Source organism: Thermogladius calderae 1633 (genome assembly GCF_000264495.1).
Lineage (GTDB): Archaea > Thermoproteota > Thermoprotei_A > Sulfolobales > Desulfurococcaceae > Thermogladius > Thermogladius calderae.
Window position 1 is genome coordinate 220,842 of record NC_017954.1, and the last position, 16,832, is coordinate 237,673.

Annotated in this window: 20 protein-coding genes; 14 read left to right on the plus strand and 6 right to left on the minus strand. The window is 53.9% G+C overall.

All coding sequences use genetic code 11. The annotated features are described in order from the left end of the window. Nucleotides 1–57 precede the first annotated feature (57 nt). Nucleotides 58–675, minus strand: a complete 618-nt coding sequence (locus TCELL_RS01185; protein ID WP_014736902.1) for an Ntn hydrolase family protein — start codon at nt 673–675, stop codon at nt 58–60. A 130-nt stretch (nt 676–805) separates the two neighbouring features. On the opposite strand from TCELL_RS01185, the gene TCELL_RS01190 reads away from it, so the two are divergent. The 4 genes from TCELL_RS01190 to radA all read left to right on the plus strand — a co-directional run bounded on the left by TCELL_RS01190 (nt 806) and on the right by radA (nt 5,253). Next, entirely contained in the window at nt 806–1,441 is a 636-nt protein-coding gene (locus tag TCELL_RS01190) for a TFIIB-type zinc ribbon-containing protein (protein ID WP_014736903.1), read from the plus strand. A 180-nt stretch (nt 1,442–1,621) separates the two neighbouring features. Then, nucleotides 1,622–3,460 (plus strand): threonine--tRNA ligase, encoded by a 1,839-nt coding sequence (locus tag TCELL_RS01195; protein ID WP_048162863.1) that lies wholly within the window; start codon nt 1,622–1,624, stop codon nt 3,458–3,460. Nucleotides 3,461–3,475: 15 nt separating this feature from the next. After that, entirely contained in the window at nt 3,476–4,063 is a 588-nt protein-coding gene (locus tag TCELL_RS01200; protein WP_014736905.1) for an ASCH domain-containing protein, read from the plus strand. 221 nt (nt 4,064–4,284) lie between these two features. Beyond that, nucleotides 4,285–5,253 (plus strand): DNA repair and recombination protein RadA, encoded by a 969-nt coding sequence (radA, locus tag TCELL_RS01205; protein ID WP_014736906.1) that lies wholly within the window; start codon nt 4,285–4,287, stop codon nt 5,251–5,253. Between the two features lie 3 nt (nt 5,254–5,256). Here radA and TCELL_RS01210 read toward each other — a convergent pair whose 3' ends face one another. Continuing rightward, on the minus strand, nt 5,257–6,024 hold the full coding sequence (locus tag TCELL_RS01210; RefSeq protein ID WP_014736907.1) for an A24 family peptidase C-terminal domain-containing protein: 768 nt from the start codon (nt 6,022–6,024) through the stop codon (nt 5,257–5,259). A gap of 97 nt (nt 6,025–6,121) precedes the next feature. Between TCELL_RS01210 and TCELL_RS01215 the strand changes: the two genes are divergently transcribed. Next, a complete protein-coding gene (locus TCELL_RS01215) occupies nt 6,122–6,601 on the plus strand; it encodes an HIT family protein (protein WP_014736908.1) in 480 nt (159 codons plus the stop codon). Nucleotides 6,602–6,666: 65 nt separating this feature from the next. Further along, nucleotides 6,667–6,876, plus strand: a complete 210-nt coding sequence (locus tag TCELL_RS01220; protein ID WP_238529048.1) for a hypothetical protein — start codon at nt 6,667–6,669, stop codon at nt 6,874–6,876. Here the strand turns inward: TCELL_RS01220 and TCELL_RS01225 are convergent. Together TCELL_RS01225 and TCELL_RS01230 are read right to left on the minus strand one after the other, a co-directional pair. Continuing rightward, nucleotides 6,873–8,510, minus strand: a complete 1,638-nt coding sequence (locus TCELL_RS01225; protein WP_014736910.1) for a DEAD/DEAH box helicase — start codon at nt 8,508–8,510, stop codon at nt 6,873–6,875. The genes TCELL_RS01220 and TCELL_RS01225 overlap by 4 nt on opposite strands. Further along, nucleotides 8,510–8,968, minus strand: a complete 459-nt coding sequence (locus TCELL_RS01230; RefSeq protein WP_014736911.1) for a hypothetical protein — start codon at nt 8,966–8,968, stop codon at nt 8,510–8,512. The genes TCELL_RS01225 and TCELL_RS01230 overlap by 1 nt, the downstream gene beginning before the upstream one ends. Before the next feature lie 91 nt (nt 8,969–9,059). Here TCELL_RS01230 and TCELL_RS01235 point away from each other — a divergent pair, with 91 nt between their 5' ends. The 5 genes from TCELL_RS01235 (at nt 9,060) to TCELL_RS01255 (ending at nt 13,937) form a co-directional block, all read left to right on the plus strand. Further along, nucleotides 9,060–9,869: a phosphoribosyltransferase gene (locus TCELL_RS01235; protein ID WP_048163528.1), complete on the plus strand. Its 810-nt coding sequence runs from the start codon at nt 9,060–9,062 to the stop codon at nt 9,867–9,869. A gap of 60 nt (nt 9,870–9,929) precedes the next feature. Continuing rightward, the gene (locus TCELL_RS01240; protein ID WP_014736913.1) at nt 9,930–10,844 is read left to right on the plus strand and encodes an ABC transporter ATP-binding protein; all 915 of its coding nucleotides are present in this window, start codon (nt 9,930–9,932) and stop codon (nt 10,842–10,844) included. After that, nucleotides 10,841–12,565: an ABC transporter permease gene (locus TCELL_RS07285; RefSeq protein WP_014736914.1), complete on the plus strand. Its 1,725-nt coding sequence runs from the start codon at nt 10,841–10,843 to the stop codon at nt 12,563–12,565. Before TCELL_RS01240 ends, TCELL_RS07285 begins: the two co-directional genes overlap by 4 nt. A gap of 199 nt (nt 12,566–12,764) precedes the next feature. Then, nucleotides 12,765–13,178 (plus strand): ACT domain-containing protein, encoded by a 414-nt coding sequence (locus tag TCELL_RS01250; protein ID WP_014736915.1) that lies wholly within the window; start codon nt 12,765–12,767, stop codon nt 13,176–13,178. Between the two features lie 6 nt (nt 13,179–13,184). Then, a complete protein-coding gene (locus TCELL_RS01255; RefSeq protein WP_014736916.1) occupies nt 13,185–13,937 on the plus strand; it encodes a DUF72 domain-containing protein in 753 nt (250 codons plus the stop codon). Nucleotides 13,938–14,053: 116 nt separating this feature from the next. Here the strand turns inward: TCELL_RS01255 and TCELL_RS01260 are convergent, their stop codons facing one another. Then, nucleotides 14,054–14,557, minus strand: coding sequence for a hypothetical protein (locus TCELL_RS01260; RefSeq protein ID WP_014736917.1), 504 nt, complete (start codon nt 14,555–14,557; stop codon nt 14,054–14,056). A 220-nt stretch (nt 14,558–14,777) separates the two neighbouring features. Here TCELL_RS01260 and TCELL_RS01265 point away from each other — a divergent pair, with 220 nt between their 5' ends. Continuing rightward, entirely contained in the window at nt 14,778–15,497 is a 720-nt protein-coding gene (locus TCELL_RS01265; RefSeq protein WP_014736918.1) for a DUF2208 domain-containing protein, read from the plus strand. Between the two features lie 7 nt (nt 15,498–15,504). Next, a complete protein-coding gene (locus TCELL_RS01270; protein WP_014736919.1) occupies nt 15,505–15,720 on the plus strand; it encodes a hypothetical protein in 216 nt (71 codons plus the stop codon). A 98-nt stretch (nt 15,721–15,818) separates the two neighbouring features. Here the strand turns inward: TCELL_RS01270 and TCELL_RS01275 are convergent, their stop codons facing one another. Next, entirely contained in the window at nt 15,819–16,466 is a 648-nt protein-coding gene (locus TCELL_RS01275) for a hypothetical protein (RefSeq protein ID WP_048162865.1), read from the minus strand. A 56-nt stretch (nt 16,467–16,522) separates the two neighbouring features. Here TCELL_RS01275 and TCELL_RS01280 point away from each other — a divergent pair, with 56 nt between their 5' ends. Then, entirely contained in the window at nt 16,523–16,816 is a 294-nt protein-coding gene (locus TCELL_RS01280) for a hypothetical protein (RefSeq protein WP_014736921.1), read from the plus strand. The last annotated feature ends 16 nt before the right edge of the window (nt 16,817–16,832 follow it).

A 16,832-nucleotide genomic window follows, 5' to 3' on the forward strand; every position in this document is an offset into this window, starting at 1 on the left:
TTAAGTCGAGTAAATAAATTTTCACCAACGGTCTTAGAAAAGCGGAAGGGTCTTCCCTCAGCGGGTCGTGGACCTGGCCAGCAAGTGTTCCTCGCTCTTAATACCCTCCCTAGTTATGACTAGGACGTCGACGCCGTCGCCCGACAAGACGTCCCTCTCTATAGCGGCCAAGACAGCTTTGACAGCCAGGTTCTTCGCCTCTTCGAGCGGCATGTCCTCCCTGTAGCTCTGCTCGATTATGCTCAGAGCTAGCTGAGAGCCCGAGCCCAGCGCAGTGTACCTCTCCTCTAGCAGACTGCCTACGGCGTCTAGCACGAAAAGGCTCGGGGCCTCGTCGAAGCCGCCCACCACTGCCTCTGTCAGCATTGGGAATAGCTTGTAACTGTAGAGGATTATAGAGAGCAGCTTGGCGAGGCTCCTGGTCTTGATCTCCCTCCCGTGCTCGAGCTCGTAGTTCTTTGCCTCGGTCTTGAGCACTCTATACAGGAAGTTCATGTCCCCTGTTAAGCCCGCGAACCCTACCGCTGTGTGCTCGGTGATCGGGAACAGCTTCCTTACACTCTTACTCAAGATGAAGCCGTCGTATGTCATCCTCTTCTCGCCGGCCAGGACTACGCCGCTGCTGGTCTTGATCCCGATTACTGTGCCTGGTAGAACAGCCCCCAATACAACCACCTTGGCTAATGATAGACTTTACAAGGTTAATAAACGAACTCTACCCAATACTTTCGCTTAACCCTCCCCCTCCCCTCGGTTGAAGCCTCCTCTAATAACAACGGCTGACGTATGCTAGCTTGGTGTCGTGATGGAGAAATGCCCTGTATGCGGGTCCAGCCTCGTATGGGACTACGAGGAGGGTTTCGTGGTATGTAGTGCTTGCGGCCTCGTCGTAGACAGGATTTACGACTGTGGACACGCACCCGACACCGACGAGGACGAGGCAGTGCACAGGCGAAGGCACGGCCCGAGGAGCGTGATCGACAGGAAGACGTACAAGTTCAAACTCAGGCTGTACAACAAGGCCTACAAGATCGCTAGGGAGAAGCCTTGGATGATCGTCGACACAGACAAAGTCCTAGAGACAGGCAGGTTTGTTAACACGGTTAAGAGCAAGGCGTCTATAGTGGCAGAGAAGAACATCGAGAAAGAGGGGGTGAAGACCTACGTGGAGAGAGGGCTCGAGATCATTAGAAGGGAGAACCCAGCTCTCCTCTCCAGGAGTCTCCGTGGCAGGTACGCGCTAGCGTACATGGTGGCCTACGCGGCTTCAACGAGAGTAGTGCCCCCCGAGGACTTCGTAACCAAGGTGTTTAATATTAGCAGTACGAGCTACAAGCGCCTCAAGTCGATCACCGTGAAACTCCTGGGGAAGTACGGCGGCCTCTCTCAGATGCCGGGAGTAGTAGTCGGCGAGGTCCTCTCCTTGGATACCACCGTGTAGTGTAGGCTGAACCCCCTCGTAAAACTCGTCTCAGCTGAGACAGGTCCGCTCATCTCTCGCGTTTTAGGGGTTCATCACCAATTACTACGAACACGATACACGCTATTAAGCTTCTTCAACGAGAGCAAAGTATTAAATGAGCCTCGCTCATTAATGCACCAAGCCTTAAAGGGATGGGTTTTGAGGCTACTTCTAATACACGCGAAGAGGTTCTCGTACAAGGCGAGGGAGCCGGCTGTCAAGGAGCCGGAGAGCCTCAGCGAGGCGAGTGCTACAGGTGATTTCGAGAACGCCCTAGTAGTCTTTTCGACTGTGGAGCAAGGCGACGACGAGAGCGTCGCTGAAAGGGCTGCCAGCGAAATCTACGAGACAGCCTCTAACCTCAAGCCCAGTACCGTGGTGGTCTACCCCTACGCGCACTTATCGAGCGAGCTAGCTCCCCCGACGGTAGCCATGGACGTCCTCAGGAAGTTCGCCGACAAGTTGAGGGAGAGGGGTCTAAGGGTAGAGAGAGCCCCCTTCGGCTGGTACAAGGAGTTCGTCTTGGAGTGTTACGGTCACCCTCTCAGTGAGCTATCCAAGACCATAAGGAAGCAGGAGACAGGTGTAGTGAGGCGGGCGGTGGAGAAGACCTTCTACATCGTTACCCCAGAGGGGAGAGTGTACAACCCGGCCGAGTTCGACTACTCGAAGTACCCCGACCTGAAGATCCTTGTGGACAAGGAAGTATTCGGAGTCGAGCTGGCCGGCGGGGAGAACAGGGTGAACGACTACTGTAGGAAGTTCGGCTTCGAGTGGGAGCCGATGAGCGACCACGGCCACATGAGGTACGGGCCCCACGCTGTGGTGATAATGGAGTCCGTTATGAGGTACAGCTGGCAGACCGTGAGGAGCCTGGGCATCCCCGTCTTCAAGGTCATGGGCAGTAACATGTTCAACCTGAAGGAGAAGCCTGTCCTAGAGCACGCGCTCTTGTTCGGGGACCGGCTGTACGAGGTCGCTGTAGACGAGGACAGGTACGTCATGAGGTACGCTGCATGTCACCAGCAGTTCGCCATGTTGAGAGACTGGGTTATAAGCTACAAGGACTTACCGTTCGGCATGTTCGAGGTCGCAGACAGCTACAGGCTTGAGCAGAGAGGCGAGCTCAACCTCTGCTTCAGGCTTAGGAAGTTCTACATGCCAGACCTCCACATACTAACCAGAGACCTCAGGGAGGCCATAGAGGTGTCGAAGCTAGTCCAGGAGAAGATCATGGAGGAGGCTGGTAAAGTCGGTAGGAGGTATGTCGCGCTGTACAACGTCTCGAGAGACTTTTTCGAGAACAACTTCAACGACATAGTTGAGTTCGTCAAGAGAGAGAACTACCCAGTCCTGGTAGCTGTAATACCGGGCGGTATCTACTACTGGGTTCTCAACGTGGAGTACCATATAATAGACAACATCGGGAGGCCTAGGGAGATAGCGACATTCCAGATAGACGTAGGCAACGGTAAGAGGTTCAACATAACCTACACGACACCCGAGGGCGAGAAGAAGCACCCAGTGATAATCCACACAGCTATCATCGGCGGCGTCGAGAGGTACATCTACATGCTACTAGACACCGCTGCGCTAGAGGAGAAGCAGGGGAGGACGCCCAGTATACCCACCTGGCTAGCCCCGGTACAGGTGAGGATAATACCGGTCTCCAAGGACTACGTGGACTACGCCGTCAAGGTGGCCCAGGAGTTAGCCGGCGAGGGCTACCGGGTAGACGTCGACGACAGAGACGAGAGCCTGGGGAAGAAGATCAGGGACGCGGGGAGGGAGTGGATACCGTACATCGTAGTGGTAGGCGAGAGAGAGGTCAAGAGCGGGACGCTCAGCGTCAGGGTGAGGGCGACTAACGAGACTATCGCTATGTCTGTGAGCGAGCTTCTCACCAAGCTCGGTGAAGAGGTCAAGGGGTACCCTAGGACAGAGCCCACGCTACCTCTCCTGGTCAGTAGGAGGCCTTTGGCGAGCTACCAGCTGTGAGTAGAGTAGCTAGGGATGTCGCCCAAGAAGTTTCTCGGGAGGCACATAGTCTTCCGGGGAGAGTACGCGGAGAAGATAATCGAGGGTTCTAAAACGACAACTATCAGGAGGGGTATTGTAAGGCCGAGATACAAGCAAGTAGTAGTACACGCGGGCTCGCGCCCGATAGCCTTAGCTAGAGTCGAGTACGTGTACTATAAAAGACTGAGAGACATCAGTGAGAGCGAGGCTAGAAGAGACGGGTTCGAGAGCAGAGCCGAACTCGTGAGCGAGTTAAGGAAGATATACCCTGGTATAAGAGACGATGAGTACGTCACGGTCATCGGTTTAAGAGTTGTTAAAAGGCTCGATAGTGTCGACACTAGTAAGCCCTTCGGCGGACTAGAGCCGGTTGTTCTAGCCCGGATAGCCCTAAGGTATCTCTCAGACGTGCTAACGGACTTGGAGGCGAGAGTTCTTTTGGACTTGACTAGGACAGGCGATATAGACCTGACAGCTATCAGGGTTCTGGGCGATGTTAATAAGAGGGACCTTGTCGTAGACGTTTTAAACCGGGTACTGAGAATGTTGGTCGAGAAAGGTATACTGCGAGAAAAGGGGTGACCCGGAATACCCTACTGGCTACTGAAGTGTAAAGAGTGTGGCAACACGTGGAAGCTAGAGGTCAGCTTCCCCCTCAAGAAGGAGTTTACACAGCTTTTCCACTACTGCCCATACTGTCGCCGGAACACGTTCCACGAGATCCTAGAGTACCGGGAAGAGGTAGAGCCCAGTTAACGTAAATAGCCGGTTTAAAAACAGCTATTACATAGTAGGGTGGTCGTGTGAGCGAGGGTGGGTCTTCTAGCAAGGTAATTTACGTGAAGGATTTACCGGGCGTCAACCCTCAAATAGCCGAGAAGCTCGAGTCTGCTGGGTACACTACTGTTTGGGCTCTAATAGTCGCTAGACCCGAGGAGGTCTCGGAGAAGACCGGGCTGCCCCCCACAACGGTGTCGAGGATCATTGACTCCGCGAGGAAGGTTCTCGGGCTGACCTTCAAGACGGCCAAGGACGTAAAGTACGAGAGGCTGTCTATAAAGAAGATAACGACGGGTAGTAGAGAGCTCGACAACATCCTAGGCGGAGGGGTCGAGACCAAGACCATTACCGAGTTCTTCGGCGAGTACGGCACGGGGAAGACCCAGATATGCCACCAGCTCAGCGTTAATGTGCAACTACCGCCCGAGAAGGGTGGACTGTCTGGGAAGGCGGTCTACGTAGACACCGAGGGGACTTTCAGGTGGGAGAGGATCGAGGCGATGGCTAGAGCTGTGGGTCTAGAGCCCGACAAGGCTATGGAGAACATATTCTACCAGAGGGCGTACAACAGCGACCACCAGATCAGCATAGTCGAGGAGCTCTTCAGCTTCGTGCCCAAGAACAACGTGAGGCTTGTAGTGTTAGACAGCGTCACGAGCCACTTCAGGGCGGAGTACCCTGGTAGAGAGCACCTGGCCGAGAGGCAGCAGAAGCTCAACGCGCACCTACACCAGTTAATGAGGCTCGCGGAGGCTTACAATCTAGCGGTGGTCGTGACAAACCAGGTAATGGCCAGGCCCGACGTGTTCTACGGCGACCCTACCGTAGCCGTGGGAGGGCACGTACTAGCGCATACACCCGGTGTTAGAGTCCAGCTGAGAAAGTCGAAAGGCAACAAAAGGATAGCAAGGATCGTCGACGCCCCCCACCTACCAGAGGGGGAGGCGGTCTTCGTAATAACGGAGGAGGGTATTAGGGACGCCGAGGAGTGAGGTCTAGAAGCCCCTTACCAGGAATATTATGAAGCCAAACAATATGTAAACCACTAGCGGGTGGCCGTAAGAGGCCCATACTACTTCGTCGTGTTTGACTAGCCCTCTTTCCAGGAACTCGCCGATTCTAGACCTCAACTCCGAGTCCTCTACTTTCGTTAGTCCCTTAAGTCTCCACTCGACTCCCAGAGGGGTCTCGAAGGGCTCTTGTAGTGGCACGTAGTAGTCTTTCTCCAGTAGTTCGCTAACTGTAAGAGGCCAACCCGCTACCACCAGGAAGACCTTGTCCCACGCGCTAAAGCCTTTGGGAACCCTAAACCCCAACCCGTGTAATCTCACTACGAGAACCCCGTAGTGGACCGCGATCTGGAGTACTAGGGCGTAGATCAAGACCGAGTAGACTATAGGAGGTACAGGGACGCTGTATCCACCTAGTAGAGTGGGGTAGTTGAGCGGTGCAGAGTATGCGATGGCGATCGAAGTTACCACGTAGAAGTCGGCTAGCCCCACGAGCTCTAGCTTAGTCAGGATCAGTAGCACTAGCGGGACAGGCACCACGGACACTAGAGTGTATAGAGCCTGGGCTTGGAAGGGTATGAGGTCTTTTACCAAGTAGAAATTCAGGAAACAGAAGACCGCCGACACCGCTAGGAACAAGTACACGAGTTTGTCCGGTATGTCCCTCTTCTTGTAGTCGTAGACGGAGAAGGGGGCTAGGAAGAGCAGTGTAATAGCGTACTCGACTACTGCGAGTAGCGATGGCTCGATCAAATAAGACCACTCTCGTCTGTAGACAGCGTTTTTGTTGATTTACTACACATATAATCTGCTCTGAGCTAAAATATGCTATGCGACGAGGTGTCTACATTTGAGGATACTCTGGTCGCCCTGGAGGTACCAGTACGTCAAGACGCTGGCGGGCGCGCAGGAGTGCCTCTTCTGCAAACTCCAGGGCGCGAGGGACGAGGAGGCCTACATAGTGTACAGGGGGCGGTTCAACTTCGTGGTGTTAAATACCTTCCCCTACAACAGCGGCCATGTAATGGTGGCGCCCTACAGGCACGTGGACAGCCTCGAGAAGATGAGTGACGAAGAGCTTCTAGAACTAGTGCAGCTTGTTAACAAGAGCATGGTCGCCATAAGGAAGTCTCTCAACCCCGAGGGCTTCAATATCGGGGTTAACATAGGCAGGCCCGCCGGCGCAGGTGTGCCAGGTCACGTCCACGTCCACGTAGTACCTAGGTGGACAGGCGACAGCAACTTCATGCCGATAATAGCCGAGACCAAGACCCTCCCCGTGGCCTTATCTGAGGTCTACAAGTTATTAAAGGAGAATTGGCCTAGTTAGAGATTGTATGAGGAAGTCCTCGATCGCTGAGGAGTGATGATAAAGGGGTTGGCTGATTGAGCGAGGTGTCGAAGAGCGACCTAGTCTTGGTCGAAAAGTACGTTTTCCTGGGTAAGACGAGGTACAGGATAGCGTTGTCGGGCACGAACATAGTCTTCAACGTGGAGGCGTCCAGCGACGAGGAGGCTTACAATAAGGTGCTCGAGATCGTTAGGAAAATGGGTATAGACAGGAGTTTGCTCGAGTCTATTAGGGCGAAGGTTAAGAAGAGCTAGGAGAAGTCGCTTAAGCCGGTGCTCTTCCTCTTCCTCGCCTGGAACTCCTCGCTCGTCTTCTCCAGGACTATCTCGTACAACCTGGCCTCGCCACCACCGGGCTTCGGTCTCAGGATCCTGCCCAGCCTCTGTACGAACTGCCTCCTAGACCCCGTGCCGGAGACTATTATACCGACGTTCGCATCGGGTATGTCCAGCCCCTCGTCGCCTACAGTCGTGACCACGAGTATACCCGACTTCGCAGACTTGAACTCCTCGAGGGCCCTCCTCCTCTCCTCCCCGGGCGTCTCGCCTGTCAGCAGCCAGGCGTTAAGCCTCTTCGCTAACTCCTCGGCCTGCTCGACGTACTGTGTGAAGACTATGATCTTGCCCCCCTTCGCGAGCTCGCTTCTGGCGATTTCAACAGCCTTCTCTATTTTGGCCTTAGACTTCGCGAGGATCCCCCTGATCTTGCTGTGGACCCTGAGCGCTTCGGCAGCCGACTTGTCCCCTCTAGACGCGTCGTCCACTAGTTGCTCAAACGTTCTGCCCGCAGCGTACTTCTCAAATACAGTCCTCAACTCGAGGTACTCCTTCCACTCGTTGGGAGGGAGCCTGGTCTTCACCGTGTAGACCACGTACCTCGCCAGGTAACCCTGCTCAGCCAGCTCGCCGGGCGTCTTGTAGTACACTACTCCCCCGAGTAGCGGGAACAGCTCTTCGTGCCTCCCGTCCTCCCTGTATGGTGTAGCCGACAAGCCCATCCTGTAGGGCGCTACGGCGTGGACGGCGATGAACCTGAACTTGTCCGCGGGCAGGTGGTGCACCTCGTCTACTATTAAGAGGCTGTACTGCGGTGCTATCTCCTTGATCATCCTGAAGCCTGTTTGGTAGGTTGTTATCGTGATGGGTGCTATCCTCTTCTCCTCGCTGTAGAGCAGGCCTACCATGTGGCTGGGCGTGTTCGTGTACTTCAGTATCGTCTCTCTCCATTGGACAGCCTGCTCTTTCGTGTAGGTAACAATGAGGGTCCTCTCGGAGATCTTCGTGATGGCCGCCACCCCTATGACCGTCTTCCCGGACCCCGTCGGCAGGGCTATAATACCGGTGCCCTTGTTCTCGAGCCACTTCGCGAGAGCCTCTTCCTGGTAGTCTCTCAGCTTTACGTTGACGAGCTCGGGCTTGAAGGGTAGTTCCTTCTTGGCGGTCAAAGCTTGCCTGTCCTCGATGGATAAACCCGACGCCTCCACGACCATCCGGGCTGTATGTAGCATGTAGGGGGGTAGCCTGTACACGACAAGCCCGTTCTGCACGCCGAGTCTCCTAGCACCTATCTCCCTCAGCTTGTCCTTGATCCTGCCCACGACCCCCAGCGGTACTCGAAACAGGACGTAGCCGGACAACGAGTCGTAATCCACCGATACACGGAACTTATCGAACTCGCGTTTCAGCTCCTCTATGGATCCCTCGACCTCTAGCTGGAGGTCGTTGACCAGGTTGAGGACGTCCTCGAAAGTGTAGCCGTTCGATACCGCCTTGTCCACGTCGATCTCGAAGGAGACGCTGCCCCCCGTTCTACCGATATAGTTAGCTACCTTGAGTAGCTCCTGGAAGTCCTCTTCGCTGAGCCACTTGCTCGCTCTGACTAAGACCACTACTCCCTCCCGCCCTCGATAAATTCTCTCTCCTCAAATAACGCCTCTTCGACTCTTATATCAGAGGGCTCTTTGTCCCCGCAGAGCATGAGCCGCGCCGGCTTGGCGAATTCGGGGGTGAGGTAGAAGTACACTCTACTGCCCTTTTTCACGATGGTCCGCGAAAGCGCGAAGAGCCTCTCGACCAGCTTATCGAATGGGTGCTGTTCGCTCACCGAGACTCTAGCCCCCCTCACGCCGACCTCGAAGTAGTCGCCCTGGAAAGTTATCGAGGAGACCACGCAGTACTCCCACTCGCTACAGGAGCCGCAGACGAGGACGTAGTCCAGCCCTTCTAGTACGCTCTCAAGGAACTTCTCGTATACCGTCTCGACCCTGATACCGAGCTCTGTAAACGCCTCGTCGAACTTTAACTCGACCAGTTCAACCCACCGGTCGTAGCGTGGGTTTCTCCTCATCAAGGTCGGTACTTAAGACCCCACTCATCCCACTTTGAATAAGTTTTTATTTAGCCGTATTAAAGTTATCATAGACGAGAAGGTCGGTAGCATGGTCAGGAGTTCGATAACCTCGATAGTCGTGAGAAAACCCCTCGACAGCGAAGTATCTCAAATGATGAGCAACATTAACAGAGTCTACGGTACAACGAAGGCCAACAGGATGAAGATCAGGCTATTAGCTAACGAGATGCTACGACTCCTGAAGATCAACCTGTCCTACAAGGACCTCTCCATGCTCACGGGCATACCGGAATCCGTTCTCTGCAGGTACGTGAGAGGGAACATAATACCCAGCTACGAGCAGGCCGTCAACATACTCTCGAAGCTGACTCTCTCGATAGACATAAACCACCTACTACGAGAGCTGGTAGAACACGAGAAGAGCACCCTCATAGACTTGTCGAGGGTCCTCAAAGACCCCTACGTCATCAGGCTGCTCTCCATCGTCCTACTACTAGAGCTGGTCCCGACGAACATCACTAAGATCGTCGTGACGGCCGAGTCCGTGCTACCTCTAGGCACACTCCTGGGGATGGAGCTGGGGGCGCCCATTATACTGGTCAAAAGGAGGAGCTACCCGGGCGTCCAGTACTTCAGCTCTATAGTCGTGAGGAGCCCGAAGGAGGCCGAGGCCCTCTACCTGGACAAGGACATGCTGAGTAGGAAAGACTTCGTCCTCATACTGGCCGACGTCGTCTACTCGGGTAAGACCATGAGGGCTGTAATAGACATGCTCGAGAAGGCGAGGGTGACCATATCGGACATAATAGTGATACTAGGGCTAGGCGAGATGTGGAAAGAGAGGCTCAAAGACTACCCGGTTAAAACTCTCACTATAATACCTCCTCCCATCAGCTAGCCCCTGAGGCAACACTTTTATACCCAGCGTGAGGTAAGATCTCCGCAGGGACTTCCACAGTTGACGATCGAGATTCTGAACCTGCACAAGTCTTTTGGGCGCAAAAAGGTTCTCGAGGACGTGTCTTTCAAAGTATCCAATGGCGAAGTAGTCGGGTACGTCGGCCTCAATGGGGCCGGTAAGACGACCACTATTAGAATAGCTGTCGGGGTGCTGCCGCCCGACTCCGGGGACGTCGTTGTAGACGGCTACTCCGTGACCAAGGAGAAGAGGGCCGCCTCTAGGAGAGTCGGCTGGGTTCCCGAGCTACCTATCTTCGAGACGGATTTCAGGGCGCTAGACTACTTCGTCTACCTCGCGGGCTACTACGGGATTACTGGCACAGAGGCTAGGAAGCTCGGCAGAGAGCTCCTCGAGGAGTTCGGGTTGGGTAACGCCCTCTACACGAAGCTGTCCTCCTACTCCCAGGGGATGAAGAAGAGGTTTGCCCTAGCCGTGTCTATGATAAACGACCCACCTAACTTCATACTCGACGAGGTCTTGAACGGCCTAGACCCGCAGGGGATCGCCTTCTTCAGGGAGTTGACTAAGGAGTTCAGGAAGAAGGGTAAAGCAGTCCTCTTCTCATCCCACATACTGAGCGAGGTTGAAGACATAGCAGACCGAGTCGTCTTCATACACAAGGGTAGGATAATAGGCGTACACGCGATGGAGGAGATCAAGAGCAAGGCTAGCCCGGGAATCTACCTGGCCTTAAGTAGAGTGGACGAAAACACGCTCAGGATACTCGGCAGGTTCGGCGAGCCCGTCGTCCTGGAAGGGGGTAGGATCCTCGTTAGGAGGCCCTCGGGTAGCGTGGAAGAGGTCGTCGCCGAGCTCGTCAAGAACGGTGTCGGCGTTTTGGAGGTTAGGAGGGAGGAGAGGAGTCTCGAAGACTTCTTCTTCAGCTTGATTAAGGAGGCCGAGAGTCCGTGAACCCCGTGCTCTACGACTTCAAGAGAGGTCTTCTAAGACTATCCGTAGTAGTGGCACTATCATTGTTTGTCCTAGCCGGGGTAGGGCTCGCCTACTTAACCTCCAGCACCCTGGCCACTACGCCCGGGACTACTTACGTCGCGCTATATTCGTATGTAAGCCCCGCTAGAAATCAGTTCTACCTCGAGGCGCTACTGCTGACGCCCGATCTCAAATTGACGGAGGGGGGTATATTCTACGAGCTGGGTAATTTCACGTTTTCCAAGCCTAATACGCCACCCGAGACCACTGTCTTAGATAGCGGCGTGGTCACTGGGTACGGCAAGATCTCCGTGTTCAAAAACTTGACTAGCCCGATCGGCCAGTTTGACAAGCAGTCTAGCCTGTACTTAAAGGTAGATGTCACGACTAAGACGGGTAGCTACTCTTTCACCACATCGTATAGTAGACCATTCACTCTCGACAACGACACCGTCTACGTGGCGAGCTCAATCCCGTTCAGCCCCCCAGCCAACTGGGCGTTCTACTGCCTGAACGAGACTTCGATCCCTATTAAGGAGTTAATACCCCAAACGAGACCTCCTGGGGTAATAATTCTGACTCCACTACAAGGCAGGACGTTGTCGGACAAGTACCTTGATACAGCCTTCTTACTGGTGAGTCACGGACAGGGCAGGTACGAGCTTGTATCTGTGGTCCTTCTACTAGACAGGGACAACTTAACCTACGAGCTCTACCTGGTACCGAACTCCACAAGTCTCCCAGACAAAGTTGACTACGGCAACCTCGCCTCCTACCTGATACCCCTCGGCGAAGTCGCGCCAGGCCTGAACTTGGTCAGGTTTAATGTTGGGAACTCTAGCGAGCTCGAGAAAATAGTGTGGGATTTCCGGAGCGTCACGACGACTACTGGCGAGGACATAGTTGGGTCACTACACGTGTTGTTAGTGGCGCGTAACAGCAGCTGCGTCATAGTCGGCTACGTTAACCCGTTGGTGTCCACGGTGAGGAGTGCGTCTATGAGTAAGATCGTGGCGGGCGTCCTGGCCGGGACGGTAGGGTTGGCCCCGTTCTCGACGTTCTTCCCGATCCTGATGATATACCTAGCCTACGTATACCTGGCTAAGCCCAGGTCGTCGGGCTCCCTCGAGTTCCTCCTAGCGAGGCCTATTACCCGCCTGGACGTCTACATAACGAGGTTTGTAGCGGGCGTACTAGTGGCTCTGGCGTCGTCCCTGCTGTTCTTCGCATCAACAATGCTAACGCTGCACGCCCTGATTGGGGTTTACTTCGACCTGTACTCCTACCTCTTGCTCTTCGCCGGGCTGGCCGCTTCCCTGATAGCGTTCTACAGCCTTTGCTACGCTATCGCGAGCTCTACCAGGGGAGGAGCCTACATCGCGCTAGCCGTGGCAGCGTACTTGCTATTCACTATACTCTACCAGATCATAGTGTTCGTGGTGACCCAAATGCAGGGGATAGGGCCTGGCCTCTACGAGAGGCTCCGGGTGAACACGTACATATCGTACTACCTCTCGCCTCTGGGCCCGACATCTTTCTCCCAGTACTACTTCGGGATCCACAACGGTCTCAGCATCGAGCCTAAAAGCGTTGGGTCCGTCGTTAACCCGTTACTGGTCGTAGTCTCGGCAGTGTTGTGGATCGTTGTGCCCTTCGTAATAGGCTGGTTAAAGTTCAGGAAAGCCAATTTGCTCGGATGATTAACAGTCTTTTCATCGTTCTAAACAATAGCTCGACCGCTAGTCCGGTAGGAGGATGTGGAAGTCTGGGTGGCGAAACACCGACCAGTTTCCAAGGGCGTTAACCCTGTAGAAAGCCACAGCTCTGGATAGCAGTTTGTTTGCTATAGCTTATAAAAGGCGTTTACAAATTAAACAAGTAGCAAAGGGGGTCTCGTGAATGGTTAAGATAGAGGAGCTTGTCCGTGTAGACTCCAAAGGCAGGATCACGATACCCTTGACAATTAGAGAGGCGCTCGACATACGGGAGGGCATGTTCGTGGTGGTGGTCGGGGACAGAGACAAGAAGGAGATAGTCATAACACCCCTCCCGGTGTCGGCGAAACTGGTTAGACTAATGATGAGGATAGAGGACAGGCCTGGAGTGCTGGCCGAGATAACGAAGTACCTGGCGGACTACGGTGCCGATATTGTGATGACCAAGTGTGTCGTGATCAAGAGGGGCGATATCGCTGAGTGCGAGATCATAGTCGACGTCTCCAAGACGGACATAAAGCAGCCGAGCTTGATAGCGGATAAACTGAAGATGTTGGAGTCCGTCAAGAACATCGAGGCCGTGTGGTTCACAGGGTAAACCGTGATGGTAGTCAAGGTAGGCTGTTGCGGGTTCCCTAAAGCGAGGAAGAAGTACTACGAGTCCCTGAGCCTAGTCGAGCTCCAGAACACTTTCTACGACCTCCCCACCGTCGAGTGGGCGGAGAACCTCAGGAGCGAGGCTCCGAGAGACTTCGAGTTCACCGTGAAAGCCTGGCAGGCTATAACACACCCCCCGACCTCACCCACGTGGAAGAGGATGAAGAAGAAGCCGAGGGGCGACCTCGCGAACTACGGCTTGTTAAAGCCGACAAAGGAGAACCTCGAGGCGCTAGAGGAGACCCTGAGAGTCGCGGAGGCCCTTGGGGCCAAGGTCGTAGTTTTACAGACCCCGCCAAGCCTCCCCTTCAACGAGGAGTCCGTGAGGTGGGTCAAGGAGTTCTTCAGTGAAGCGAGCGAGGTCTCTCAGGGCTTCGTTTTAGGCTGGGAGCCGAGAGGAGAGTGGGTCCACTCGGACGAGCTACGCAGGATCTTCGAGGAGTTCGGTATAGTGCACGTGGTAGACCCCTTTAGAAACAGGCCGATTTCAGAGAATACAGACGTGGTCTACTTCAGGCTCCACGGTATCGGTCCTGGTGAAGTTAATTACAGGTACAAGTACACCGACAGCGACCTGGAGAAGCTGAAGAACATTGTATCCGAGTACAGAGACAGGGAGGTCTACGTACTATTCAACAACGTCTACATGTTCGACGACGCTCTCAGGTTCAAGAAGGTACTCCATGAAAGTGGGTTGTAGAGCTCTCAGCCACCGTTGTCAGACAGGGTTCGTTAGTCTTCATCCTGGCGCGTCGTTGGATAGGGCGCTCATCACTAGTTCATAGTCTCCGCCTACGCCTTAATAGAGATTACCTCTCACGCCAGGCTCCTAACGTAAGAAGATAGGACTTCAAGGCTCTTGCCTATCGAGGTTATTAGCTTGTCGAAGCCTTCTCTCTCAGTACACACGGTGAAAATAGAGGAGGGAGGGCTCACGAGGTCTCTCAACGACCCTCTCAAGGCAACTCTGACCAAGACTCCTTTAGGGCTACATCTAATGTAGAGCTGCGTCCCTTCTATGGTATCCGAACACGCGACCCAGTCTCCCACCTTAACGAGGGGTTTGTTACACGGGCACTTTGACGCCCTGGCCCAATACTCAAGGCACACACTCCTAACGTACTCGGTTGAGCCCGCGGACTTCACCTTGTATATCACGTCGTGAACCGCCCCGATCTCCGCGGACAGCAGTGCTATTAAAGAGACGGGTGGAAGTACTTCGACTCTAAAACCCTTCTCTCTCAGAGCACGGGCTAGCTTGGGGAGCGCGACCTCGCTTACAGCGTCCATGTAGAGTTTGACTAGAAGCGTCGCCCCCAAACGCTACACCCTATCAGGCAGGGATAACCTCCTCACCGATCAGGGCTCCCTTATCATCACCAAAGTTACTTTCACTAGTAGACCACTTAAATTGGTTACCGGGTTTCAGAAACACGAGCCGTCTTCACTAATCCGATAAGTGGCGACTCATCATCACAACCTAATATTACTATCCAAATTTATTAATCTACCAGCCAATAGTGTTCTTAGCGTGTCCGCGATGATGGGCCAGCCCAAGAGGCACGTCAGCATCCTGATCAACGCCGTCAGCATAATAGTCATAGCCCTCTTGACAACCCTGCTACCGGCGTACAGTCTACTGATATTCTTCGTCTTCTACATGTTCGTCTTATTCATCGTCTACAGGTTCACAATGAAAACTGGTAAAATGCCCCCGCCGAGCGAGCTTGGGACCCCCTTATACAAAGAGTCTAACGCCATGAAGGTCGCGGTCTCAGACCCGGGCCTAAACAAAGACCTAGGACAGCAATTCAAGTTCCTCATGGTAACTATCGCAATCTCTATACTGGCGATCTTCCTGTACTCGCTTTACAACGGGCTAGCCGGCGTAGAGTTGGTGAGCCTCCTTCTTACTGTGACGGGGAGTAGGTTGCTTTCCAATTTCCTGAACTATGTTACGATGTACGCCTTCATCTTCGTCATACTTTACTCGTTGAGGTGGGCCGTCACGAGGAAGATGACCTACGTGAACTTGATCATACCCTATAGCTTCGCAGTATATAGGAAGGGTATCGTGATAAACAACAAGAACTTTATAGCACTAGACCACAACCTCTGCCTTATTTTCAACAAGCAGAGGAGGTTCATCGAACTACTAGACCCTCGATCCAAGTCCTCTAGGATCAGGCTCTACACCGAGACTCCTACAACCTTATACGAGAGGCTAGTCGAGGTGGGTTTCAACGAGTGTAAAGCATAAGTGTGTCGTGTGTGGAAGGCCTTTCCCGGAAGGGCAGGGTATTGTAGTACAGTACGGCGACCTGAAACTCGAGTTCCACAGTAGCAAGTGTGCCAGTAAGTTCTTCAAGAGCTTGTTAGAGAGAGTAGAGCCGCGTGTCTTGTCTCCGTATATCAAGAGGCTAGTCGAGGAGTATACCGAGGTAGTCGAGTCGAAGGCCAGGAAAAGGATAAAAGTGATCTAGAGGCGTCAGATCGCGGTAATTTCGTCATCCATGCGTCGTCTGGGGGCAAGTGTCTTCATCCAGGCTATACCTTTGCAACCAAGCCTTTAAACGCGTCTTCACCTGTCGGCCAGGTATAGGATGACGTCGAGTAGGCTGAGGAAGTACAGCATTGCGTTCTCTCTGCACTTCGAGGGTATCTTAAGGTTCACAACCCTCTTCTCTCCAACCGACACTTCAAGCAACCTAACCCCGCCTGGTTCCGAGACTAGCCCTGGCTCGCCTGTGTATGGCTGGCCAGGTTTCACACCGGCGTAGTGGTATGGTGCCGTGTAGAAGCCTGTCGCGTATACTTCTTGGCAACCTTCTTCTACAACTCCTAGACGGATCTCGATGTTCTGGTCTAGGCTAATCCCCCCGCAGTTGTTCTCCAGTACGCACTCCTGGAGAGCCTCGGCGACTGCTAGTAGAGTCCTCGTGCTAACCCACTTCAGGTCCAGCCACGTGTCCCTGGCTGTGACGTAGGCTACAGGGGTCTTCGAGAGCGTCTCCGGTAGAGTTGCGGGGTCCACGCCGCTTATGACAATGGCGAAGGGGGGTATGGCTACATCGACTACCCTCTCGCCTAGGCGCGCTAGTATGACGCCTGGTCTAGTCGTAACGCCAACTCTACTCTGGTCATCTACACTCTTGAGAAGGGCCACCAGCTCTCGTACAGTTAGCCTCCAGGTCTCCAAGACCACGCTGCCCGCTAGTACACGTGGCAACATACCACCGTTGTTTTAATACAGGGTTGGCTAATCCCATGACTCGTGGGGTAATTATGGACGAGCAGAGAGTTAAATTCCTCAAAAAAAGAGACTTCTTGTCGTATATAGCCCTTTGCTTAGACCGCAGAGAGCCCCTGAACATAGGGGAGGCGGTCGATATACTGAAAGACAGGTTTTGCCTACCTAACAAGACCGCTTTGAGCATAGTGAGGAAGCTGGTTAAGAGGAACCTGCTCGTTAAAGCCGGGGACTTGGAGTACCGGTGTGTAGACCCCCTTGTTTACCTCAGGGGGCTCGTCGAGAAGTATTCGGCCATGAGGAGGAGGCGGTCGAAGATGGCCTGTTAATGGGCACTCGTTAAAA